The sequence below is a fragment of the Isoptericola sp. NPDC055881 genome (genome assembly GCF_053615895.1).
In genome coordinates this window covers 11646-33089 of sequence record NZ_JBSHCR010000029.1, presented here as the reverse complement: position 1 = coordinate 33089, position 21444 = coordinate 11646, and the positions used below count along the sequence as shown (strand labels likewise).

Genomic DNA, 21444 nt, shown 5'->3' with positions numbered 1-21444 from the left:
CCAGGGGGCGCCCTACGCTGCCGGACCGGGCGCGGCCGGCGAAGAGCAGGAGTCGATGCGCCTGGCGCTCGGGCTCACGCGCCGCGAGGAGCGTGCGCTGCGCCGCGCGGCCGCGGCCGCTCAGGCACGCACCGTGGCGCCGCAGGAGACGGGGATGCGTGCTTGGTGGAAGCAGAACGCGGAGGCGCGGGCTCGGCGCCGGGAGCGCGCGGGCCGTCGCGGATTCGTGCTGCCCGGCACCGGGCGGGCGACCTACGTAGAGCCTGCCCCGGAGACGCAGTTCACCTCCGTGCAGGTGTGCGGCCTGTGGCCGTTCATCACCGGCGCAGGCACGCCCGTGCAGGGTGTGCCGCTGGGTCCGAGCCTGATCAATGGGGCGACGGTGTGTGCCGACCCGATCAGCTGGTTCCTGGCCCAGCTGGTGCTCAACCCGTCCTGCTTCGTGCTCGGGCGGCCGGGCCTCGGCAAGAGTTCGCTGATCCGCCGCATGGTGATGGTGATGGCGAGCTGGGGCATCATCCCGATGGTGCTGGGCGACCTCAAGCCCGACTACGTCGACGCGATCCGGTCGATCGACGGGCAGGTCATCGAGGTCGGGCCCGGCCACGGCTCGATCAACCCGCTCGACGTCGGCCAGCTCGTCGCGCTGCTCGAGGGCATCGAGGACGAGCGCGCCCGCCGGCGGGCGCTCGAGGAGTTGAGGGCACGCCGGCGGCGGCTGGTGTTGAGCCTGCTCGCTGTGGCGCGCGGAGCCGAGCTCGAAGACTACGAGGAGTCCGTCATCTCCGAGGGGCTGCGGATCCTCGACGACGAGCACGACACCGAGGAGCTGGGGGCGCCTCTCATCGGAGACCTGGCCGAGGTCGTGCGCAGCGCGCACCCGCGGCTGATGCCGATCGCGTCGTACAGCAACGACCGCGGGTTCTACGACCAGCGTGTGCAGCGGCTGCTGGACGCCCTCGGCGCGCTCGACGTCTCGGGCCCGTTCGGGGAGACCTTCGCGACCCCCACGACCGAGCACATCGAGGTCGGCCGGCCGATGGTGTTCGACCTGTCGGGCCTCGACGAGGCGGACACCAAGCTCCAGGCCGCGGTGCAGTCCGCGTGCTGGGCGCTCGGATCGGCAGTCGTGTCCGTGGATAAGCACCTCGCGGAGGCGGGGCTGGCGCCGCGGAGGCACTACTTCCTCGTCATGGACGAGTTGTGGCGGATGCTGCGGGCCTCGGACGCGCTGGTCTACTTCGTCGACGCGCTGACGCGGCTCAACCGGCAGCGAGGCATCGGTCAGGCGCTCATCACGCACACGATGAACGACCTCCGGCTCGCGCAGCAGCACCTCACGGAGATCGCCTGGGGCTTCGTCGAGCGGTCCGCGATGGTGTTCTGCGGGGGCCTCGCGGATGGAGAGATGGGGAACCTGACCGAGGTGTTCGCGATGACGAGCGCGGAGCGCGAGATGATCGCGGACTGGTCGACCGAAGGCTCATTCGACCCGCACACCGGCACCGCGGCCGCCCCGCCCGGGCGCGGACGGTTCCTGATGAAGGTCGGCAAGAAGCCGGGGACGCCGTTCGAGATGCGCCTGACGGCGGTCGAGGCGCAGATCAACGACACCAACAAGGCCTGGGCGCACAACCGCGCCCCGAGGTCGGCCGCGCTGTCGCAGGAGGAGGTGTACGACGATGCCGCGTGAGCGTCACCGCCGCGCGCAGCCCGCGGCCGCCGAGACTGGCTGGCTGCTGCTGGCCGCGCTGCTCATGCTCGCAGTTCTGGTCGTCGGTGCGGTGTGGGGCTGGGGCCAGGTCGGCCCTCTGGGGCGGGCCGGGATCGTAGTCGGGGCCCTGTTGCTGGCCGTGACGGCCGCGGCCGCGACCGTGGCCGTCCTGCGTCGGCGCAAGTCGAGCACGGACATCGACTACAAGGCTCGGTACCTGACCTCCGGCCCGCAGATGAAGTCGCTGATGAGCGACGCCGCCGCGAAGTCGGCCGCGAAACTCCGAGCATCCGCGGCCGGGCCGGGGGTCCCCCTGGGCACGCACCTCCCGAGCAACCGCCGGGTGTACTCCACCTGGGAGTGGGTGCAGGTGTGGCTCATGGGCCCCCGGTCCGGCAAGACCACCTGCGTGTGCGTGCCCCAGCTGCTCGAGACGAGCGGCCCGGCGCTGTTCACGACGAACAAGCTCGACGGGATCCCCGAGACGCGGGGCCCTCGATCGAGGATCGGCCAAGTGTGGGTGCACGACGTGCAGAACGTCGTGGGGGAGGAGCCCAGCTGGTGGTGGAACCCGCTCTCGGGGGTGACGTCGATCTCGACGGCCCGGGCCCTGGCGGACGTGTTCATCACCGCCGAGACCTCGGCAGGGGCGAAGCAGGACGCGTACTTCACCTCCGCAGCGAAGGCGACGCTCGCGCGGCTGCTGCTGGCGGCCGCGGTCGACGGCCGCCCGGTGACCGACGTCTTCGACTGGGCGCAGGACCCGGACGACAAGCAGAACGTCGACGGCTCGGGCAAGAAGCGCGGGCCCGCACGAATCCTGCAGGAGAACGGGTTCCCTGCCGAGGGCCGCGCGCTGGCGGCCACCCAGGCCCTGACGGAGAAGCAGCGTGACGGCGTGTACGGGACGCTCCAAGAGTGGATCGGCATCCTGGGCGATCCCGAGATCCTGCCCTGGATCACCGACCCGACCGGGCGCCGCCCCCACTTCGACCACCACGCGTTCGTCCGGTCGACGGACACGCTGTACCTGGTGTCGAAGGAGGGAGAGGGGTCCGCACGCGCGATCACCGCGGCGCTGACCGCAGCGGTCCTCTCGGCCGCGGAGAAGACCGCCGCCGAGCAGGGAGGACGACTGAGCCCGCCGCTGACCGCCGTGCTCGACGAGGTCGCGAACGTGTGCCGCTGGCGGCAGCTGCCGGACGTGTATTCGCACTATGGGTCGCGCGGCATCGTCCTGTCCTCGTTCTTCCAGTCGTGGGCCCAGGGCGTGGAGGCGTTCGGGGAGCACGCGATGGCGAAGCTGTTCTCGGCCGCGAACGTCTCGGTCGTCGGCGCCGGCCTCAAGGAGGCCGGCTTCCTGCGGCAGGCTTCGGAGCTGATCGACGACGCTGACCAGGTTCGCCGTTCCCGATCGACCGGGTCCAAGGGTGGGCCGTCGACGTCGACGTCGATCTCGCGCGAGCGGCTGTTCAGCGTGGGCGACCTCGCCGCCCTGCCGACCGGGAGAGCCGTCGCGCTGGTCTCGGGCAAGCGCCCGTCGCTGCTGCGCCTGGACCACTACACCGCACGGCCGTACGCCGAAGACGTCCTGGCGTCGAAGACGTACTACGAGAACGAGATCCGCAAGCAGGCCGACACCGCTCACCCGCCCGCCGCGGCCGCGGATCTTGCCGCAACCCCACTGATGGAGGCCTCATGAGCGAGCAGTACGCCACGGACGACTTCATGGCGGACCTGGATCCGGGCGACGGGGAGGCGGTGCAGACGTACTACCCGAACGTCGCGGAATGGGTGGAGAACTGGCTCCTGCCCCACTACAAGCGCGACCTGTCCAAGCGCGCCTGGGACCCCCGGTGGTGGGAGTACACGGAGGCGATCTCCGTGCTCGAGGCGATGTGGCAGGCGTGGGAGTTCCACCGCACCGACTCAGTGACGTCGATGGCGGTCTACTTCCGGGACTTCCACTGGCCGATGATGCGCGAGCTGACGAGCAAGGACGGCCCGTTCTGGCGTCTGGACAACAACCTCGAGGCCCGAAACCTACCCCCGCAGTGGGAGGCGGCTACTCCACCAGTGGGGCTGTTCCGGGACGTCGACCACCCCGCCGAGGCGGGCGTGACTTTCAACCAGCCGGCCGCGCTGACTGTCGTCGCCGGCGACGACAGCGAAGACCAGGATGACGCAGAGGAGGCGGCACGATGAGCGACGAGGAGCAGATCGGCGGCGAGATGGACCGTGCGATCCGTGCGGTCCTCATGGGGATGGGGCAGGTCGGTGAGCAGGTCGCGCGACGACAGGCGCAGCGCGCCGACGCCCAGCGGCTCGAGCTCGAGCGCGACCAGCGGGCGCGCGCCGAGCAGACGCGCGCGGTGGCGGAGCAGGTGCATCGGACGGACTTCTGGCGCCATGCCACACCCGAACAGGTGGGCGACGTCGCCGCGTTCACCGCGGCAGCTGCCCAGGAGAGCGCAGCCGGCGCAACGGCGCACGAGCAGGTCCGGGTGCAGGTCGCGTCCAGGTACGGGCTGCACGCCGACGTGCTCGCCGGCCTCGACCGTGAGGTGCGCGACCAGGCGCTCCGCGAGGCGTTCGCGAACACGGCAGAAGCACGGTTCGCCGTCGACAACCGGGACACCACGAGGGCGGTGTACGACCGTGTGAAGCGCGAAGAGTTCTGGCGGCAGGCAGGCCCGGAGCAGGTCGCTGACACCGTCGAGTACACCCGGCGTCTGCAGGGCCATGACCGGATAGCCGCCGAGGCGCACTCAATCGCCGGCGAGCAGCTGCGTGCCCGGCACGGCATCGACCTTGCAGCGCTCGAGCGGGAACTACCGCCCGGAGAGCGTCAGCGGCACGCACTGATGCACGCGCTCGACGACCAGGCGGCTGCACGTCGTGAGCGCGACGAGGCCGACCAGGACGCCACCGCCGCCGAGAACCTCGAGCGCAAGGCGGACGTCGACGAAGAGCTCGGCCGACCCGTCGGCGAGGTCGAGAGCACGCGCGAGGAGGCCGACGAGCTGCGCGCTGAGTCGCGCGAGCACGATGCGCAAGGGGACGTCTACCAGGCATCGGCTGATCTGGAGCAGGGCGATGAACGATTCGCGCGCGGACACCAGCCGGATAACCTCGCAGCGCCCTACCAGCGCACCACGGACGGTGAGCTGCAGGCCGCGCCGGCGGCCGCGGCTACTGCGCGCAAGCAGGCTGCGACGAACTTCCCGGAGCCGGCCGGTACAGCCCTTGGCCGAGCTCACAGGAAGGGCGCGATGCGTGGCAGGAAGCAGGCCGGGCGAGGGGCCGCCGCAGGGAAGGTTCACGAGCTGAGTCGCTGATCGCACACCATCCACGAGAAGGTCCCACAGGCAGAGCCTGTGGGACCTTCTCGTGCATCCGGCGCGGAGACGCCCCCGCACCAACAGTCAGGGACGCCGGCCGCGTCAGTCTCCGATCCCGTGCCCCTCCGAAGCGTCGCGACCGTGCGCGGCTGCGGCGCCCGCGGCCGTGGCTGAGGTCGGGCGGCGCGCCGAGACGGCGGCGAGAGCCGGTAGCGAGGCTGCGGCTGCTTGCATCGCCGCTGCAGTCGATCTCGCGCCGGCTAGGCGCCCCTGAGCTTGTTGCGCCCGCTGAACGTACGAAGCGGTGCGACCGACCTGCCGAAGAACCGCAGCCCAGCCGATCGACGAGTCACCCGAGACGCCACGAGCGATCAGACGCGCGCGGTACGCCGCGTTGATCCCATGCCTCTCGTCGTGGCTCCTGTGGGGCGAGGCCCTGTCGAACTTCCCCGGCTGAGCGGCGCGCGCGAGCGCGTCAGACGCACGGGCCAGCGGACCATGTTCACCGTGCTCCCGGCTGAGCGACGCCCGTGCGAGCACGCCGGCCGCATCGGCCGCCGCGACCTTGTCGAAGCCTGGCCGTCCGCCGCGTGCAAGGTGCTCGTTGAGAGCCTTGAGGCCGGCTGCCGCCGGCTCCGGGGCGCCCGCCATGGTGACCTTGGCCGCGACGGTTCGGTCGCGGTGCCGGGTGCGCCACACGCCCACGAGGGAGGGGTCACCTGCGCGATCGACACCCCATCGGTCGCGCAGGCGGCCGAGCCCGAGCGTGGCGTCGAGCTTCGACGGAGCGAACCACACGGGGTCGCCGCGTCGCCCGTTCACGGCCTCAGGGACCAGGGCCACGGAGTAGCCGACGACACGGTCACGCGAACCGCGATCAAACCTCGGGCGCACCAGCACGCGGGCGTCCCGCAGTCCGTCGACGAACGTCTTCTCATCGGCCGACGCGGCCGCAACGGCGCGCACTCGGCGCGCGAGCTCGGTGCGCGACACCGCGGGCATCTGACCGCGTGCACGGCGCTCGAGCTCACTGCGGTGAATGCCCGGGGCGGCTCCCTGCTCTCGCCCTTCGACAACGCGCAAGCCGTGCTTGCGCTCGAGGTCCGCGGCGATCTTCGAGGCCCGCTTGAAGTCGTTGTGCACGCTCGCCTTGGTGCCGTCCTCGCGCACCAGGTTGACCACGATGTGCACGTGGTCGTTTCCGTTGGACGACTGCCCGTGGTGCACGGCGACCCAGCGGCACGGGGCCGTCGTGTCGTCGCCCGCGAAGCCCATGCGCGCGACGAACTCCGTCGCGATCTGGTGCCACTTCGCGTCCCCAAGCACACCGTCGTCCGGCCCGAGCGCGAGGGAGGTGTGCCACACGTGGGCAGGCCTCGTCCCCACCTTCACCTGCTGCTGAGCCTGTTCGTCCCAGACCTTGACTGGCGCGGTCACCTCGACGTCGAACGCTCGCATGGGCCGGTCGAGCAGGTTCGCACCGTCGAGCGCCGCATCGGTGTCGAGCGTGCCGTTGCCCAGTTCCGCGGTCACCGCATCGTGGCCGGCGACCACGTGCGGGTTGGTGTGCTCGTTGTGCTTGCCAGGCCCGGCGAGATAGGCCATGAGGCCGGCAGTGCGGCCCCCGCGACTGGTCTTCACGATCATCGCGCGACCGCCAGCTCGTCCACGACTTTCTCCACGCGCGACGCGACCTTCCGCACAGCCGCGAGCGTCGCCGCCGTGTCCTCCTGGAGCTCGCCTGTCGCGTTGGTCGCGCGCGCGATCTGGTTGACGTTGTTCGACACGGCACCGAGCAGGCGTGAGACCTGAAGGAGAGTGGCGACGAGGTCGCGACGGTCTGAGACGGTCTCGCCGTGGTCGGCGAGAGCGGCCTCCACGAGAAGCCTCGGGACCGTGTAGCCCAGCGAGTCCGCCCGAACGCGCAGCTGCAGTTCCTCGGCGGGTGAAACGGTCACCCTGTGCGACGAGCGTCGACCGCCCTCGAAGTTCTCCCGCCGTCGACGTGCGGCATCTCGCGCCCGCGGGCGGCGCGCGGAAGCAGGCGCACCGGCAGCGTCAGCCGCCTGCGCCTCGTCCGCCTCGCCGGTGCCCACCACGGCGCCCTCCTGCCCAGTGCAACGACCCCGCCCAGCGCGGGGACCACACGTCCAGTGTGCCCGCAGACGCGACGCAAGTCGAGCGCTGCGACCACTTACGGCATGTAAGTGTATATCTTGCTCTGCCGAAGGCTGCGTGGTTGATCGTGAAGGCTCGCCTGGGGTCCGGGTCGCGCGCTCCGCGCGCAGCAGGGACGGCGCGGGCGCTGGGCGCCCGCGCTGACAGCCGTCATCGGGGCTCGGTATCGTGGGATCCATCGCGCGCGGTTGGGGAACCTGCTAGCGATTGGAACCGACGATGTCCACTGACCAGTTCGAGGACGAGCACACCCGCCAGCTGCACGACCTGATCGACGGCCGGATGAGCAGCGGGCGCAGCCTGGCGACAGCGGCCGCGCGCGTGCGCGACGCTCGCGAAGCACTTCGCGAGCAGGAGAAGTCGTACGCGGTGGCGTACGACGACGCCCTGCGTGCCGGCTGGACCGACGCCGAACTGAAGCGCGTGTTCAAGGACGTCGGCGTCGAGGCGCCGGCACGTGGTGGGCGCCGGAAGAGCACCCCGCGTCGACGTTCGTCTGCGGCGACGACCGCGGGGCCCGTCGAGCCCGTGGGGGAGCAGCCCGGGCCGGAGATCACGCCGGCCGACACCGCCGCCTAACGAACGGCCGCTCCGGCTCGCACCTGCCGTGCGAGCCGGAGCGGATGCCGAGCACGTTGCTCGGCAACCCGAACCCTGCACCGCGAATGGAGACACCCATGCCCATCAGCGATGAGGAACGCGCGCAGCGCGCCGCCGATGCCGCCCGCGTGCGACACAGCACAGAACTCGAGGGGGGGCGTAGTTCGGACGCCGCACGCGCGATCCAAGAGGCATACGTTCGCGGCGAGATCGACGCCGACGAGCTCGTGCGTCGCACCAAGGCGCTTCACGCAATCACGGACCAATGACGGAGCGCCCATGGGAGGCCGGCGACGAGCATGCACGCTGGAATGGCTACCTGCTACCCGACGGACGCACACTGCGAAACCTCGTCGGAGCACGCTCGCCCAACGAGCTGCGGCAGATTGAAGACGACCTCGTCGAAGCGCGCGCGCTGACGCTGCGACCGTCAGGCCTACCGAGCGGCTACGACCTCGAGGGGCTGCGCTCGGTGCATCGACACCTGTTCCAAGACGTGTACGCGTGGGCCGGCGACGTGAGGACCGTCAGCATCCGCAAAGGGCCAGAGGGTTGGTTCGCACGACGGGACCAGATCCGCCCCGCGATGGAACAGGTGGCCGAGCACCTGCGCCTCACTGACAACCTCCGAGCCGTGGACGCCACGCAAGTTCCGCGGGACCTGGCGCAGGTCTACAACATCGTGAATCAGGTGCACCCGTTCCGAGAGGGGAACGGACGCACGCAGCGAGAGTTCGTTACGACACTCGCACGCGAGTCTGGCCACCACCTGGACTGGACGAGAGTCACGCGTGGTCGCGCCGGATATGAGTCCGAGAACGATCAGGCCTCCCGGCAAGCTCGTACAGGGGACCCGCGCATGCTCTACCGGATGTTTGAGCGCATCACCGTTCGTGCGGCGTCCGACGGCCTGGACGTCGCGGCGTTTGAGGCCGTCCGGATCGCGCAGAGCGGCCACGGCTCCGCGCGGTGGCGCCGCCACCAAGGAGAGGGCGAGAGATCGCGCCGAATGCCTGTCGAGCACCACCGCGATGCGGAGGAAGGAAGGGGCCGATGAACCGGCGAGCTCGGACGTGAGGATCAAGCCACGGCGCGGTCACCGGTGCTGGATGCGAGCGGTTCCGGGCCGAAAGAACGAAGCTCCGTCGCGCGGCGCTTCGCCGACGTGGCGGTAGGCCCATGCACCACCGATCACGTCGTACTCGGGATCCCAGAGGGTCGGCAGTCCTTCCGCGTACGCCGCCGGGACCGGGGTGCTCGGTGGCCCGATCGTGTAGCCGGCGCCGCGGAAGGTCGCGATCGCTGCGTCCGAGCACGCGTGCGCGATGACGTGTCGCGCCTCGCGGGTGGCGTCGGACTCAAGGACGCCGTGAAGGCTCGCGACCAATCGGAAGCCGATGCCCTGTCCCTGGTGCGCCGGGGCGACCGCGACCTCGTCCACAATCACGCAACGGCGGACGTACTGGTCGAGCCAGTCGGGGGAGCCTGAATTCGGGTGCCCACTGGCGATGGCCTGGCCGATGTTCGACGCCTGCCCGACGTGGACGCCGGCATGAAGCGCGCCCACCAGCTCGCCGTCACTCCATGCCCCGAGCCAAACGTCCTTGGGAAGCTCGGTCCCGGTGTAGCGCATGAGCACCAGGCCGGTGTACGCATGCTCGGGGCTGTCATCGTCCGTGAAGACACGCTCCCGCGCGACGTGGGGAATCTGCGCGGTGACAAGGTCGGCCGCCTCGTCACGGGCTCCTCGGTCGCGAAGTGGCGCAATGCGCACGGCCCCGCTCGATGGTGTCTGGCGCGTCATCCAGCCATTCCAGCAGCGGCCGCTGACATCTGCGCAGGGGAGCGCCCTCGGCCGTAGGGCTCGCGACGTCGCCGTCGAAGAACCACTGGGGGTTGCTCAGGGTCGCGTGCCCGCCATCTTTGTCGAGCGGGCCGCCGGCCTTGGAAAACTCACGCACCGTCTCCCGGTGCGCGGCGTGCTGGTCTTCTGGACTCACGGTTGACGGGTCTGGGCGGCCTCTCGCCTAGCGTCCAGGACTGCGGTGTACGTGTCCTCGTCGATCAGGCCCTCGTCGAGCGCTCGACCGACCTCCTCGAAACTGCCGGCGGGCTCATCGGCGAGCCAATCGACGCCGTCGGTGGCCGGGGTCTTCGGGTACTCCCAGCGGCCGAGCTCGTCGACGAGGCGCGCACGGTCGATCATGCCCGCGGCGTACCGCTGCACAATCTCGTACGGGGTCCCCCCGGAGAACCCTTCACGCACTTCTGGGACACGCGCGGCGGCCTTGAGCGCCTTGTTCACCGCGGGCTGGCTGATCGCCAAGACCTTCGCGATCTCGACCTGCGACTTGGTCGCGGACAGCCCGCGCAGGAGACGCAGCTCGTCCAGCCGATCGACTGCCTGGCGGCGGCGCAGCCGGACCACGTCCGACAGCGTCGGATCCTTCGTCATGGCCATACCGACCACCTCCTATAACCAAGGATATAGCGGCTGGGGCCCCGGCTCAACCGAGCCCATCCTGGGAGCCCATCGCCGGGACCGCTCGGGGGCGGCGGGGGAGGGTTCGGTAGACGTCCTCTTGGTGCAGCCAGCACAGCAGCTCGGTGACGTTGCTCGGTGCGTTCGGCGGCTTCACGGTCACCAGGACTCGGCCCTCGGCCCACCGGATAGCGGTGCCCGGGATCATCTCCTCCCACGTCTCCCACAGCAGGCGGACGATCACCGCGTAGGAGCCCTGTGGCCTCACCGGCACAGCCCTCGGCACGGGGGCGGCGTTCAAGGGCCGCTCCGCCGGCCAGTACTTCATGCCGTCGGGTCGCTGCCACACCTGGCGATCGTCTCGCCGCCCTTCGCCTGTCACCCCCTCATGGTAGAGCCGACTCTCGAACGCATGTTCGATACTGGACGGGTGACCATGACCATGCCGGACCGGCTCGACGCCGCGCGGGCTGCCCTCGCGGCGGCCGAGCTGCGTACTGGGGTGCGCGACGGTGACCAGCGCGCCCCGCGCTGGGAGGCATGGGGTGGAACGGGCGGGGGAACGGGGAGCAAAGAGGGACCCCGCGAGGTTCCAGCCGAGCCGTTCACGGCGATCCTCGACGGCGGCCGACTCCCGGTCGGCGCGGCGTCCGTCGTGGCCGGCTCGAAGAGCCTGCTGCTCGCGCTGCTCGCTGCGTCGCAGCACGCGGGGGACTGGCTCGCGGTCGTCGGTATGCCGGATCTGGGGTTGCTCGCCGCGGCCGACGCGGGGATCGCCCTCGACCGCCTGATCGTCGTGCCCGATGTCGCTGGCCGCGGCGCAGAGACGGCCGCCGCGCTGCTGGACGGCATGGCGTATGTCGTGGCCGGCCCGGCCACCGGGCTCACCGCGGCCGACCGGCGCCGCCTGACTGCCCGTGCTCGAGACCGGGGGAGCGGGATCGTGGCCACGGCCGAGTGGGAACACGCCGCGCTACGGCTGCACGCGACCGCCCGATGGTCCGGCGTCGACCTCGGCGCGGGGTACCTCAAGCGCTGCGAGCTCGACGTCGACCGGCAGGCCCGAGGCCGCCCGGAACGCTGGACGCTGACACTGCCCATGCCTGAACTCGACGCCTTCAACCCGGCGCAGCCGGGGACCGCTCGTCGAGCGGTCCCCGGGCGTCGCGGCGCCCCGTTGCAGGCCGTGGGGTGACGGGCTAGCCCCAAACCTGGTTCTCGGAACTCCCGGGTGCGGCCGGCGAGGACGGGGGCCGCTTCCCGGGGTGGATGGCGAAGGCCACGGCGATCCCGAGGTTGACGAGGGTGGTGCCCTCGGGCAGCCAGTGGGACAGGACGGTGAACGTGACGGCGACGATGACGGTCCTGGTCGCGATCTCGCTGGGCTGGATCATGGTGTTTGCTCCTCGTGTCGGTCACGGCCTGCGGTGAGGCCCTGGCCACTGGGGAAGGTGCCGTGGGCACCCCTCCTGTGACTGCCGGGGCCGGAATTGACCTCGGACTCCCCTCATGTGGGGATTGCCGTGAGGCTGCTCCGACAGAGGAAGGTGCCGAGCAAGGTCGCCGGGTGACCGACGCACTGAAAGTGCGAGCGCGCGGTGCGATTCCTACGGTGGCCAGCGACCTCGTCGGCGAAGGGAGACGGGCCAGTGAGCCTGCCGCAGGGGCTGAACCTTCCCGTCGACGTCGCCCTCGCCCGCGCGGTCGAGCAAGTCCCCTCACCGGGGGCGCTGCCCGGTGGGTGCTTGTACGAGCCGAAGTGGGACGGCTTCCGGTGCGTGATCGCGCGCGACGGTGCCCGGGTGAGCCTGTGGTCGCGCCGCGGCACCGACCTCACAGCCACGTTCCCGGAGGTCACCGCGGCGGCCGCCGACCAACTCGCGTCCGGGACGGTGCTCGACGCCGAGCTGGTCGTCTGGACGACGGGCCGGCTCAACTTCGGCGCGCTGCAGGAGCGCATGGGCCGCGGCCCGCGCGCGGCCGCCCAGCACGCGCGCACGCACCCGGCGTCCGCCGCGGTGTTCGACGTGCTGGCGACCGGTAGTGACGACGTACGCGGCATGCCGCTGTCGCTGCGCCGGGCGCTGCTCGAGGACCTGGCCGCCCTGTGGCGGCCGCCGCTGAACCTCTCGCCCGTCACGGCCGACGTCGACGAGGCGCGTGAGTGGTTCGAGACCTACGTCGTGGCCGGCGTCGAGGGTCTGGTCGTCAAGGGCGCCGGGCAGACATACCGTGGCGGGCAGCGCGACTGGCTCAAGGTCAAGTACCGCTCGGCCCTCGACGTCGTCTGCGCTGCGGTGATCGGCCCGCGTAGCGCGCCGCAGCAGGTCGTCGCCGGCCTGCCCATCGACGGCGAGCTGCGCATCGTCGGGCGCTCCACGCCACTGAGCTCGGTCATCCGGCGCGCCCTCGCTGAGCACGTGCGCCCTCCGGCCGGGCCGCACCCGTGGCCCGAGCAGGTCAGCCCCGGAGCGTTCGGGCGCTTCGGGAACGACCGCGGGCCGGTCGACCTGACGCTCGTCGAGCCGCTCGTCGTCGAGGTCAGCGCCGACGCTGCGTGGTCCGGTCGCTCCTTCCGCCACCCGCTGCGGGTGACGAGCGTTCGCCCGGACGCCGAGGTCGCCGGCGTCACAGTGCCTACCGCCCTGGAACGCCCGTAGGCGTCGCCGTCGCGGTCTACGCTCCGGTCGTGATCCTGCGCGCGCACGTCGAGACCATCCCGCCCGACAACTCGGGCACGCACGAGACCCAGGTGCGCGAGGTCGAGGTCGAGGCCGCGACGTACGAGGAGGGTATGGCGGCTCTGCGCGCCCAGCTCGCCGACGGGGAGCGACTCATCACGATCAGGGTCACCGGCGCCTGACGCCTACGCTCGACGCGTGCAGAGGGCTTAGACATCACCGCCGCTGCCGGCTCGACCAGGCCGCGGCCGCGAAGCGCGCCCGCGCAGCGCGCGGCTGACCTACTCCTCGCCGTCCTCGGGCGAGACCTGCCCCTTGGCGATCGCGTCACGCGCGGCCGCGTACTGCCGCTCGATGTACTCCTCGAGCTTCGCCCGCTCGATCCGCCACACTCGCTTCGGCCCGACCTGAATCGCCGGCACCTCGCCCGTCTTGAGCAGCGTGTACACCGCGGTCTCGGTGATCGCGAGCTCGTCGGCAACGTCCTTCACGGAAAGGAAGCGGGGCGAGGTCGTCATGCCGCCATCTTCCCAGCGCCGGAGAGGCGAGCGACCCGCCTGTCCACAGGCCACAATCTGACTTGGGTGCGGTGCCTACCTTGAACATCGAAAAACGGACAAACAGCCTCTATCGGACATAATCAAGGTTATCGGTTGCGAACGCGTGCGAGTTGCATCTGATGCAAGAACTGCTGCGCGCTTGCTTGGGCGAGAGCCCGTCCGCGCGAGACCTTACTCACTGGACTCGGCCACGTCTTTCAACCCGGGCCAAGCGAGGATCCGCGCTGACCCTCCTCGAAACTCCACAGATACGGAACTCTACACGCGGGGAGTAACGTGCTCCCGTGACCAAACAGCGAAACGTTCAGGTGGGCTGGGCCGTGCAGGAGCGCGAGGATCTCGTGAGGACCTTCCGCAGCGCCGACCCTGACGCCCCGACATTGTGTGAGGGGTGGGATACGCGCCGTCTGCTTGCGCACCTCACCCAGCGCGAGCAGATGCCGTGGGGTCGGGTTGCCGATGCGATCTCGCGTAAGCCCGCCGGTCACGAGCCAGGACTCGACAAGCTCACGGCCCAGGCGATGACCGGGCAAGGGTACGCAGCGATGATCGACCGGTTCGCGCACGGGGCCCCGCGGTGGTCGCTGATGAGGTGGGCCGGGGACCAGCTGAACACCTTGGAGTTTCACATCCATCACGAGGACATCCGCCGTGCCGGGGCGACTGTTGAGCCGCGCGTGCTGTCCGACGCGCAACAGGACGCGCTCTGGCATCGCCTAGGCATGTTCGCGAGGCTCGGGCTGCGCCGGTCGCCGGTAGCGGTGCGCCTGGAGACACCTGCCGGCCAGAGCCGGACTGTGAGGGCCGGTGAGGGAGTGACCCTCATCGGTGAGCCGCTCGAGCTTGCCCTGTGGGTCACCGGCCGACGGGGCCCGGCTCGCGTCACGCTCACCGGTGATTCGGAGCCCGTCGGCCGCTTTCGCGCATGGGCGGTCCGATCGTGATGGTCAGGCGACGGTCGCGGCTCGGTCAGCGTCGTGCACGTCGATCGCGGCGACTAGTTCAGCGTGCATCGCATCGAGGGCTTCCAGCACCTCGTCCGGCCCGGCCCGATGGCCGAGATCGGGTGAGTCCAGGTGAACCAGCGCGTGCTCGTTGGCAGAGGCGGCCGCGTGCGACTAGCGTCCACCAATTCCACGACTGGCGATTTCCACGCGTGTGGTATTACGCTGAGACCGTCAACGGACAACCTGGGAGGGAATCCAGATGGGCCTCATCCGACGCCACTGGTACGACTTCGGGCTCGTGATCGCACTCGCGATCCTCGCCGTGCAGGCGATCGCAGCGCCCTTCGAAGGGGTGCAGTTGATCCTGCTGCTCAACCTGGTCGTGCTGCTTCTGCACGAGGTCGAGGAGTATCGGCTGCCGGGAGGCGAGCCCTGGATCCTCAACGAGGTCGTCAACGCCAAGGGCGATCGACCCGAGCGGTACCCGCTGAATCAGAACGGCGCCGCGATCGGCAACATCCTGTTCTGGGTCTTCTTCGCCGTACCGGTGTTCTTCCCGGATCAGATTTGGCTGGCGATCGTCCCGATTCTGATGGGCTGCGTGGGTCAGCTGGTCGTGCACGGCGTCCAGACCAACCTCAAGCTGAAGACCTGGTACAACCCCGGGCTCGCGACGGTGGTCTTCGGGTTCATCCCCGTGGGGATCTGGTACTTCGTGACCGTGTACTCGGCCGGCGGGATCGCCTGGACGCAGTGGCTGCTCGGCCTGGCCTACGGCCTGCCGGTGATGATCTTCCTCTTCGTCGTCCTGGGCTTCGGCATCCTTGCCGACAAGAACTCGCCCTACCCGTTCACGCGCGACGAGATGTCGCGATGGGGCCGCGAGAAGCGGCTACTCCACGCCGGCATCACCCCGCGCCCCCTGCCCGGGGGCGAGCAAGCGCGCGTCTAGGCCGGTGCAGCCTGAACACCCTCAACACCCGAGGCCCGGCATGCACCGCATGCCGGGCCCCACCATGATTTCCGTTTGCAGATATCTTCGAGTGTAGAATTATGGACTATCCTACGGACATGTCGATCGACCGGAAGGGAAAGACGGGTCGCCGTCCCGGGCCGGGAGGATCACGTGAAGTGATCCTCGAGGCCGCGCGGGCGCGGTTCGCCGCGAACGGCTATGACGGTGCGACCCTGCGCGCGATCGCCAAGGACGCCGGCGTCGACCCTGGCCTAATCCGCCACTTCTTCGGAGACAAGGAAGCGCTCTTTGCCGCCACGCTGACCTTGCCTGACGACTTCGCACGCGAGATGGCTGCCCAGTTCGCGGCTGGACGCGACGGGATGGGAGAGCGCATCGCGCGCCACTACCTCGGCGTCTGGGAGGCGGAGCAGACCGGACCCGCCCTCATCGCACTCACCCGCACCGCGTTCGGCCACGACCAGGCGATGGATCGCTTCCGCGACTTCATCGTCTCGGTCGCGACCCGCGACATCGTGCAGTATGTCCGCGACGACCGCCCCTTGCTGCGTCTGAACCTGGCCATGAGCCAGCTCCTGTCGGTCGCCCTGTCGCGGCATGTCGTGCGGACGGCTCCGGCTGTCGAGGCCACATTCGAAGAGCTGGTCGGTGCGACCGCTCCGATCGTCGAGCACCTGCTCTTCGACGAGATCTGACGTCACCTCAGCCGCGCAGCGAGCTGACAGCACGCCCGCGAGCGAAAACCGTCACACCGCGCCCCCTCCCGTGGGCGCCAAGCCAACGTGCTCGAGGTATCCCTGCACGGTCGGAGCGATCTCGCGGACGAGGGTGTCGCGGTCGGCGTCGACCAATGCGGGGAGGCGGACGACATGCCGGGCGAACGCGACGCCGAGCAGGTGTGAGGCGGCCAGGGCGATGCCGCGCGCTCGGGGATCGGCGACGCTCATGCCAATGGTCTCGCCGACGCGGGCGCCGAGGAGGTCGCGCATCATCGCGGCGGCCCGGGGTGAGGTCGCCGCGGACCGGGCGAGCGCGAGCAGGATCGAGCCGGTCTGCGGGTCGTCCCATAGGCGCAGGTAGTTGTCGGTCACGCGGCGACCGATGTCGTGGCTCTCGCCGGGGAATGCTGCGGCGATCCGGCTCGGGATCATGGTGCGATCCGACACGGTCTCGATGAACAAGGAGTCCTTGTCACCGAAGAAGTGGCGGATCAGGCCAGGGTCGACGCCAGCCTCGGCGGCAATTGCGCGCAGGGACGCGCCCTCGAACCCGCGCTCGGAGAACAGCGCCAGCGCGGCATCGAGGATGGCGTCGCGGGTGCCGCTGTCCCCGACTCGTCGGCCGGTCGGCTTCTTGCGGCGCGTCTCCTCGTGGTCGGTCACGCGAAGCACTTTACTCCCCGCTTGCAGAGTTCCGTACTTGTGGAGTTTCCTTGGTGGTGTGTCACGACCGTGGCCGTCCCGAAGCGAGGAGCAGTCAGATGAGTGGGTCCGACGCGGTGATCGAGGTCGAGGGGCTGACGAAGTCCTACGGGAAGTTCCAAGCGCTGAGGGGGCTGGACCTGAGGGTCGAGCGGGGCCAGGTGCAGGGCTTCCTCGGCCCGAACGGCGCGGGGAAGTCCACGACGATCCGGGTGCTGCTCGGGCTGTTGAAGGCCGACGGCGGCACGGTCCGCCTGCTGGGTCAGGACCCGTGGGGCGATGTCGTGGCGTTGCACCGCCGGCTGGCTTATGTGCCGGGGGATGTGTCGTTGTGGCCGGGGATGACTGGTGGGGAGGCGATCGACTTGCTGGGGTCGATGCGCGGCGGGCTGAACGAGAAGCGCCGCGCAGAGCTGATCGAGCGGTTCGAGCTGGACCCGACGAAGCGGGGCCGCCAGTACTCCAAGGGGAACCGGCAGAAGGTCGCGATCGTGGCAGCGCTGGCCTCGGATGCCGAGCTGTTGATCCTCGACGAGCCGACGTCGGGTCTGGACCCGCTGATGGAGAACGTGTTCCAGGAGGTGATCGCCGAGGCGAAGGAGCGCGGTGCGACGGTGCTGCTGTCCAGCCACATCATGGCCGAGGTCGAGACCCTGGCCGACCGCCTGAGCATCATCCGCGACGGGCGGATCGTGCAGACCGGCACCCTGGCCGAGCTGCGCGGCAACACCCGCTCCACGGTGCACGCGACCTTGACCCGGCCGCCGAGCGCAGAAGCCTTCATCACCCTGCACGACGTCCACCTCGACGGCGACCGGCTGACCGCGACCGTCGAGTCCGCCCGGGTGGGCGACGCGATGGAGGAGCTGACGGCCTACGGCATCACCGGGCTCACGGTGGAGCCGCCGTCGCTCGAGAGCCTGTTCCTGCGCCTGTACGAGGACGACGCGACGACCGAGGCATCTCGATGAGCGCCGCGACCGCCGTCCGCGGCGCGCATACCCAGCCCGAACGGGGCGGCAGCCTGACGGGCACGGCGCCGCTGCTGCGCACCACGCTCAAGCACGACGGGCGGCACTTCGCTCCCTGGGTCGCGATCGCCACCCTGCTGTCCGCGTCGTCCGTGCTGGTCTACCCCTGGGTGTTCCCGACCGAGGAGTCCCGTCAAGGACTGTCCGCGGCGGTCGGCGCCAACCCGGCGCTCGGGCTGATCTTCGGGCCCGCCTACGACCTGACGACCGCCGACGGGTTCAACGCCTGGCGTGCCCTCGCGCTTGGCGGGTTCCTCGCCGCGCTCGGGGCGATCTTCGCCGTGACCCGCGCGACCCGCGCGCAGGAGGACTCCGGGCAGGCCGAGCTGCTGGCCTCCGGCGTCCTGGGCCGTGGCAGCCGCCTGCTGACCGGGACCGTGCTGGCTCTCATCGGGTCGGTGGCCCTGGGCGTGGTCTCCGGGCTGATCACGGTGCTGTGCGGCGGCGGCTGGGAAGCCTCGATGCTCCTGGGGGCGACGTTCACAGCCACCGGGTGGATGTTCACCGGTCTGGCCGCGATCACCGCGCAGATCGGTTCCGATGCCCGCACCGCGAACTCGATGGCGGTGGGCGCCCTCGGCGCCCTGTTCATCCTTCGCGGCTTCGCCTACTCCGTCGAGGCGCCCGAGTGGACCTCCTGGGTCAACCCGATGTCCTGGATGATCGAGACCCGGCCCGCCACCGGTGACCACTGGTGGCCGCTGCTGCTTGCCGTGGCCCTGACCGCCGTGCTCCTCGTCGTCGCGTTCGCCCTGCAGGCCGGACGTGATTTCGGGCAGGGCACGATCAAGCCCAGCCCCGGTCCCGCCCGCGGCAAGGACCGCAGCACCTGGCGTCTGGCGGTGCGCCTCAACCGCGGCCAGATCGTCACCTGGATCATCGCGTTCGCGTTGCTTGGCGTGGTTTTCGGGTACTTCACCACCTCGATCACCGACATCCTCGGCTCCGACAGCTCCGTGCAGCAGATGTTCGCCAGCGGAGCTACCAGCCCCGACGAGCTCCTGACGTCGTTCGTCGTGACGATCCTGAGCATGATCGGCATCATCGCCGCGATCCCGGGCGTACAGGTCATGCTCAAGGTCCGCAGCGAGGAGATGGAGGACCGCGTCGAGCCCGTCATGGCCGGCGCCATCGCGCGGCCCCGCTACTACGGCAGCAACGTGCTCCTCGCGCTCGGCACCTCGACCCTCTACGTCCTGGTGGCGGGCCTGCTGGTCGCGTGGCTCGCCTCCAGTGCCGACATCGGGATCGACTTCGGCGACACCCTGCTGCAGGCCGTCGCCACCGTCCCCGCGGTGTGGACCGTCGTGGCCGTGTCCGTCGCTGTCGTCGGGGCCCGCCCCGCCGTCAGCATCGCCGCCTGGATCGGCGTCCTGGCCTCATTCGCCCTCACCCTCCTCGGACCCACCTTCGGGCTCGACGACTGGGTGCTCGGCATCAGCCCGTTCTGGCACGTCCCCAACGTCACCGCCGCCAGCGTCGACCTCACCGGCCTGATGTGGATCTCCCTGTTCACCCTCGGGTTCCTCCTGCTCGGGTTCGCCGGCTTCCGTCGCCGCGACCTGGCCCGATGAGTACACCGGGACGGGACAGCGGCATGAGCAACAGCCCGCCGTCCCGTCCCGGCCGAGCATCATGACCACCGAGTACCTAGGTGCCCTGATCTGGGGCGTCGCCTGGTTCACCACCACGGCCGGGATCACGGTCGCGCTGAGTAGCCGTCGACAGCTACGGAAGAAGCCCAAGCCGCGAGAGGTGCCACGCAGGCGGGACCACGAGCCTGACTCGCTTCCTGGGAGCAGTGCCGATCGCCAACCGCCAGATCAGCCCAGCTGACTGACCTGAGCCCGACCAACACAAGTTCGCGCGGGCCCAGACGCGCTGAAATGGAGACCCCGGGTGACCGACACACCCACCCCGCACGAGAAGATCGCCGCCGACTTCTTTGCCAGCCTCGCCGCGGCCTTCCATGACGCTGACCCAACGGATCGGATAACCAAGCATCTCGACCCCGACGTCACGATCGTCCTCCCGGCGGGCGACGCCCTCTACGGACGCGCTGAGGCCCTAGCCCACGCCCGCGCCCTCATCCCAGGCGACCGTCCGCCACGGATCTGGACGCTACACAGCACCCGCATCACCGCCAACGTCTCGACCGCCCTGGCAGGGATCAGCGCCCCAGCCGAACCAGCCAGGGTCAGGCACCTTGGGCTGTTCACCCTCGTGACCAGCGGCACCACGACCACATGCGCGGCCCTAGCACTGCGGCCCATCAGCCAACGATGGGCCTCCACTTTCGGACCGCATCAGAAATGACCGTTTTTGACCCGACCGGACCGTGCGCTCGACGCGCCGTCGACACGCCGCTCAAAAACCCCCTTCAAAACCCCTGCCGGTTCAGAACCTCCGGTGGGGGTTTTCGCTACGGTCGCGGCATGGCGATCACCTTCGGCTACGCGCGGGTCTCGACGTCGACGCAGAACCTCGATGCACAGCGTGACGCGCTCCTCGCCGCCGGCGTCGACGCGCGCCACCTGCGGGTCGAGACCGCGTCTGGGCGGCGCGACGACCGGCCGGTCCTTGCCGCACTGCTGGCCGAGGTCGACGCCGGCGACTCCGTCGTCGTGATGAAGCTCGACCGCCTTGGGCGAAGCGTGTCCCACCTGGTGCGCGTGGTCGACGAGCTGGAGCGCCGCGACGTCGCCCTCCGGTCCCTGTCCGAGCAGATCGACACCAGCACGTCGGCAGGCCGGTTCATGGTGCACATGCTGGCCGCCCTCGCCCAGATGGAGGCCGACCTGATCCGCGAACGCACTCTTGACGGCCTGGCTGCCGCGCGCTCGCGCGGACGGGTCGGAGGGCGCCCGACCGTGATGTCGCCGGAACGACTCGCCACGGCGAGAGCATCCGTCGCCGGCGGCCAGTCTGTTGCCGCCGTCGCGCGAGCGCTCGGAGTATCGGTATCCACGGTCCGCCGGCACCTCGCCGGTCACGTGTGAACCTTGAGCGCCCGCCGCTGAGCTGCTGCGCGTCTTCTACGGGCTGACGCCCCGGTCGGAGTTTTCGCTACGGTCGCGGCATGGCGATCACCTTCGGCTACGTGCGGGTCTCGACGTCGGTGCCGAACCTCCTATGACCGGCGCCGAACCAATCGACCGCGCATGTCCCTACTGCGAAGCACGCGTGGGCCAGCTGTGCGTCACCCACTCCGGTCGGGTCATAAGGAACCACTACCACGCCGCCCGGAGTCCGAGCCTCCAAGACGCAGGACAGGCCGACGAGCCTCCTGTCGGCCGGGGTAGTCGGCCAACCCTCCCGGACTTCGACACGGCGGTCCTCGCCCGCCAGGCCTTTGCGAACCTCGACACCGCGACCAACGTTCAGCGCGCGATCGCGAAGCTCGGCACGGCGCCCTTCGCGAACCTCGACACCGCGACCAACGTTCAGCGCGCGATCGCGAAGCTCGGCACGGCGCCCTTCGCGAACCTCGACACCGCGACCAACGTTCAGCGG

26 protein-coding genes are annotated in these 21444 nt (G+C 70.1%); 18 read left to right on the top strand and 8 right to left on the bottom strand.

The annotated features are described in order from the left end of the window. Positions 1-55: 55 nt before the first annotated feature. From ACWGKI_RS10865 to ACWGKI_RS10850, 4 genes are read left to right on the top strand one after another with little or no spacing between them, the layout of a single operon-like run. On the top strand, positions 56-1693 hold the full coding sequence (locus ACWGKI_RS10865; protein WP_430557759.1) for a hypothetical protein: 1638 nt from the start codon (positions 56-58) through the stop codon (positions 1691-1693). Beyond that, positions 1683-3416, top strand: a complete 1734-nt coding sequence (locus ACWGKI_RS10860; protein ID WP_452186885.1) for a type IV secretory system conjugative DNA transfer family protein — start codon at positions 1683-1685, stop codon at positions 3414-3416. Before ACWGKI_RS10865 ends, ACWGKI_RS10860 begins: the two co-directional genes overlap by 11 nt. Next, positions 3413-3919 (top strand): DUF4913 domain-containing protein, encoded by a 507-nt coding sequence (locus ACWGKI_RS10855; protein ID WP_452186883.1) that lies wholly within the window; start codon positions 3413-3415, stop codon positions 3917-3919. The genes ACWGKI_RS10860 and ACWGKI_RS10855 overlap by 4 nt, the downstream gene beginning before the upstream one ends. Further along, entirely contained in the window at positions 3916-5052 is a 1137-nt protein-coding gene (locus ACWGKI_RS10850; RefSeq protein WP_452186881.1) for a hypothetical protein, read from the top strand. Before ACWGKI_RS10855 ends, ACWGKI_RS10850 begins: the two co-directional genes overlap by 4 nt. Before the next feature lie 105 nt (positions 5053-5157). Here ACWGKI_RS10850 and ACWGKI_RS10845 read toward each other — a convergent pair whose 3' ends face one another. Then, positions 5158-6702 carry a relaxase/mobilization nuclease domain-containing protein gene (locus ACWGKI_RS10845; RefSeq protein ID WP_452186879.1) on the bottom strand — a complete coding sequence of 515 codons (1545 nt, stop codon included), beginning with the start codon at positions 6700-6702 and terminating at the stop codon, positions 5158-5160. Then, the gene (locus ACWGKI_RS10840) at positions 6699-7154 is read right to left on the bottom strand and encodes a MobC family plasmid mobilization relaxosome protein (protein WP_452186877.1); all 456 of its coding nucleotides are present in this window, start codon (positions 7152-7154) and stop codon (positions 6699-6701) included. Before ACWGKI_RS10840 ends, ACWGKI_RS10845 begins: the two co-directional genes overlap by 4 nt. 298 nt (positions 7155-7452) lie before the next feature. Here ACWGKI_RS10840 and ACWGKI_RS10835 point away from each other — a divergent pair, with 298 nt between their 5' ends. From ACWGKI_RS10835 to ACWGKI_RS10825, 3 genes are all read left to right on the top strand, one after another. Further along, the gene (locus ACWGKI_RS10835; RefSeq protein ID WP_452186875.1) at positions 7453-7812 is read left to right on the top strand and encodes a hypothetical protein; all 360 of its coding nucleotides are present in this window, start codon (positions 7453-7455) and stop codon (positions 7810-7812) included. Between the two features lie 98 nt (positions 7813-7910). Beyond that, complete coding sequence (locus ACWGKI_RS10830) at positions 7911-8102, top strand: antitoxin VbhA family protein (protein ID WP_452186873.1); 192 nt, start codon at positions 7911-7913, stop codon at positions 8100-8102. Further along, positions 8099-8890: a Fic/DOC family protein gene (locus tag ACWGKI_RS10825; RefSeq protein WP_452186870.1), complete on the top strand. Its 792-nt coding sequence runs from the start codon at positions 8099-8101 to the stop codon at positions 8888-8890. The genes ACWGKI_RS10830 and ACWGKI_RS10825 overlap by 4 nt, the downstream gene beginning before the upstream one ends. A gap of 39 nt (positions 8891-8929) precedes the next feature. On the opposite strand, the gene ACWGKI_RS10820 is transcribed toward ACWGKI_RS10825, so the two are convergent. From ACWGKI_RS10820 to ACWGKI_RS10810, 3 genes are all read right to left on the bottom strand, one after another. Beyond that, positions 8930-9637: a GNAT family N-acetyltransferase gene (locus tag ACWGKI_RS10820; protein WP_452186868.1), complete on the bottom strand. Its 708-nt coding sequence runs from the start codon at positions 9635-9637 to the stop codon at positions 8930-8932. Between the two features lie 192 nt (positions 9638-9829). Beyond that, positions 9830-10294 (bottom strand): hypothetical protein, encoded by a 465-nt coding sequence (locus ACWGKI_RS10815; RefSeq protein WP_452186866.1) that lies wholly within the window; start codon positions 10292-10294, stop codon positions 9830-9832. Between the two features lie 46 nt (positions 10295-10340). Further along, positions 10341-10664: a hypothetical protein gene (locus ACWGKI_RS10810; RefSeq protein WP_430557750.1), complete on the bottom strand. Its 324-nt coding sequence runs from the start codon at positions 10662-10664 to the stop codon at positions 10341-10343. A gap of 81 nt (positions 10665-10745) precedes the next feature. Here ACWGKI_RS10810 and ACWGKI_RS10805 point away from each other — a divergent pair, with 81 nt between their 5' ends. Next, positions 10746-11510, top strand: coding sequence for a hypothetical protein (locus ACWGKI_RS10805; protein WP_452186864.1), 765 nt, complete (start codon positions 10746-10748; stop codon positions 11508-11510). Between the two features lie 4 nt (positions 11511-11514). Here ACWGKI_RS10805 and ACWGKI_RS10800 read toward each other — a convergent pair whose 3' ends face one another. Further along, positions 11515-11709 (bottom strand): hypothetical protein, encoded by a 195-nt coding sequence (locus tag ACWGKI_RS10800; protein WP_452186862.1) that lies wholly within the window; start codon positions 11707-11709, stop codon positions 11515-11517. Between the two features lie 255 nt (positions 11710-11964). Here ACWGKI_RS10800 and ACWGKI_RS10795 point away from each other — a divergent pair, with 255 nt between their 5' ends. Both ACWGKI_RS10795 and ACWGKI_RS10790 read left to right on the top strand, forming a co-directional pair. After that, a complete protein-coding gene (locus ACWGKI_RS10795) occupies positions 11965-12975 on the top strand; it encodes an ATP-dependent DNA ligase (protein WP_452186860.1) in 1011 nt (336 codons plus the stop codon). A 29-nt stretch (positions 12976-13004) separates the two neighbouring features. After that, entirely contained in the window at positions 13005-13178 is a 174-nt protein-coding gene (locus ACWGKI_RS10790) for a hypothetical protein (RefSeq protein ID WP_452186858.1), read from the top strand. Between the two features lie 99 nt (positions 13179-13277). On the opposite strand, the gene ACWGKI_RS10785 is transcribed toward ACWGKI_RS10790, so the two are convergent. Next, on the bottom strand, positions 13278-13514 hold the full coding sequence (locus ACWGKI_RS10785; protein WP_452186856.1) for a helix-turn-helix domain-containing protein: 237 nt from the start codon (positions 13512-13514) through the stop codon (positions 13278-13280). A gap of 326 nt (positions 13515-13840) precedes the next feature. On the opposite strand from ACWGKI_RS10785, the gene ACWGKI_RS10780 reads away from it, so the two are divergent. From ACWGKI_RS10780 to ACWGKI_RS10770, 3 genes are all read left to right on the top strand, one after another. Then, entirely contained in the window at positions 13841-14500 is a 660-nt protein-coding gene (locus ACWGKI_RS10780; protein ID WP_452186854.1) for a TIGR03085 family metal-binding protein, read from the top strand. Positions 14501-14762: 262 nt separating this feature from the next. Continuing rightward, the gene (locus tag ACWGKI_RS10775) at positions 14763-15455 is read left to right on the top strand and encodes an HXXEE domain-containing protein (RefSeq protein ID WP_452186853.1); all 693 of its coding nucleotides are present in this window, start codon (positions 14763-14765) and stop codon (positions 15453-15455) included. 119 nt (positions 15456-15574) lie between these two features. After that, positions 15575-16174 (top strand): TetR/AcrR family transcriptional regulator, encoded by a 600-nt coding sequence (locus ACWGKI_RS10770; protein ID WP_452186851.1) that lies wholly within the window; start codon positions 15575-15577, stop codon positions 16172-16174. A 51-nt stretch (positions 16175-16225) separates the two neighbouring features. Here the strand turns inward: ACWGKI_RS10770 and ACWGKI_RS10765 are convergent, their stop codons facing one another. Beyond that, positions 16226-16861, bottom strand: coding sequence for a TetR/AcrR family transcriptional regulator (locus ACWGKI_RS10765; protein ID WP_452186849.1), 636 nt, complete (start codon positions 16859-16861; stop codon positions 16226-16228). A gap of 98 nt (positions 16862-16959) precedes the next feature. Between ACWGKI_RS10765 and ACWGKI_RS10760 the strand changes: the two genes are divergently transcribed. From ACWGKI_RS10760 to ACWGKI_RS10740, 5 genes are all read left to right on the top strand, one after another. Next, positions 16960-17871, top strand: coding sequence for an ABC transporter ATP-binding protein (locus tag ACWGKI_RS10760; RefSeq protein WP_452186847.1), 912 nt, complete (start codon positions 16960-16962; stop codon positions 17869-17871). After that, on the top strand, positions 17868-19505 hold the full coding sequence (locus tag ACWGKI_RS10755; RefSeq protein ID WP_452186845.1) for an ABC transporter permease: 1638 nt from the start codon (positions 17868-17870) through the stop codon (positions 19503-19505). The genes ACWGKI_RS10760 and ACWGKI_RS10755 overlap by 4 nt, the downstream gene beginning before the upstream one ends. 325 nt (positions 19506-19830) lie before the next feature. After that, positions 19831-20247, top strand: coding sequence for a hypothetical protein (locus ACWGKI_RS10750; protein ID WP_452186843.1), 417 nt, complete (start codon positions 19831-19833; stop codon positions 20245-20247). Further along, positions 20244-20930: a recombinase family protein gene (locus tag ACWGKI_RS10745; RefSeq protein ID WP_452186841.1), complete on the top strand. Its 687-nt coding sequence runs from the start codon at positions 20244-20246 to the stop codon at positions 20928-20930. The genes ACWGKI_RS10750 and ACWGKI_RS10745 overlap by 4 nt, the downstream gene beginning before the upstream one ends. A 133-nt stretch (positions 20931-21063) precedes the next feature. Continuing rightward, positions 21064-21444, top strand: a 381-nt coding sequence (locus ACWGKI_RS10740; protein ID WP_452186839.1) for a zinc finger domain-containing protein, incomplete at its 3' end; no start/stop codon positions are given.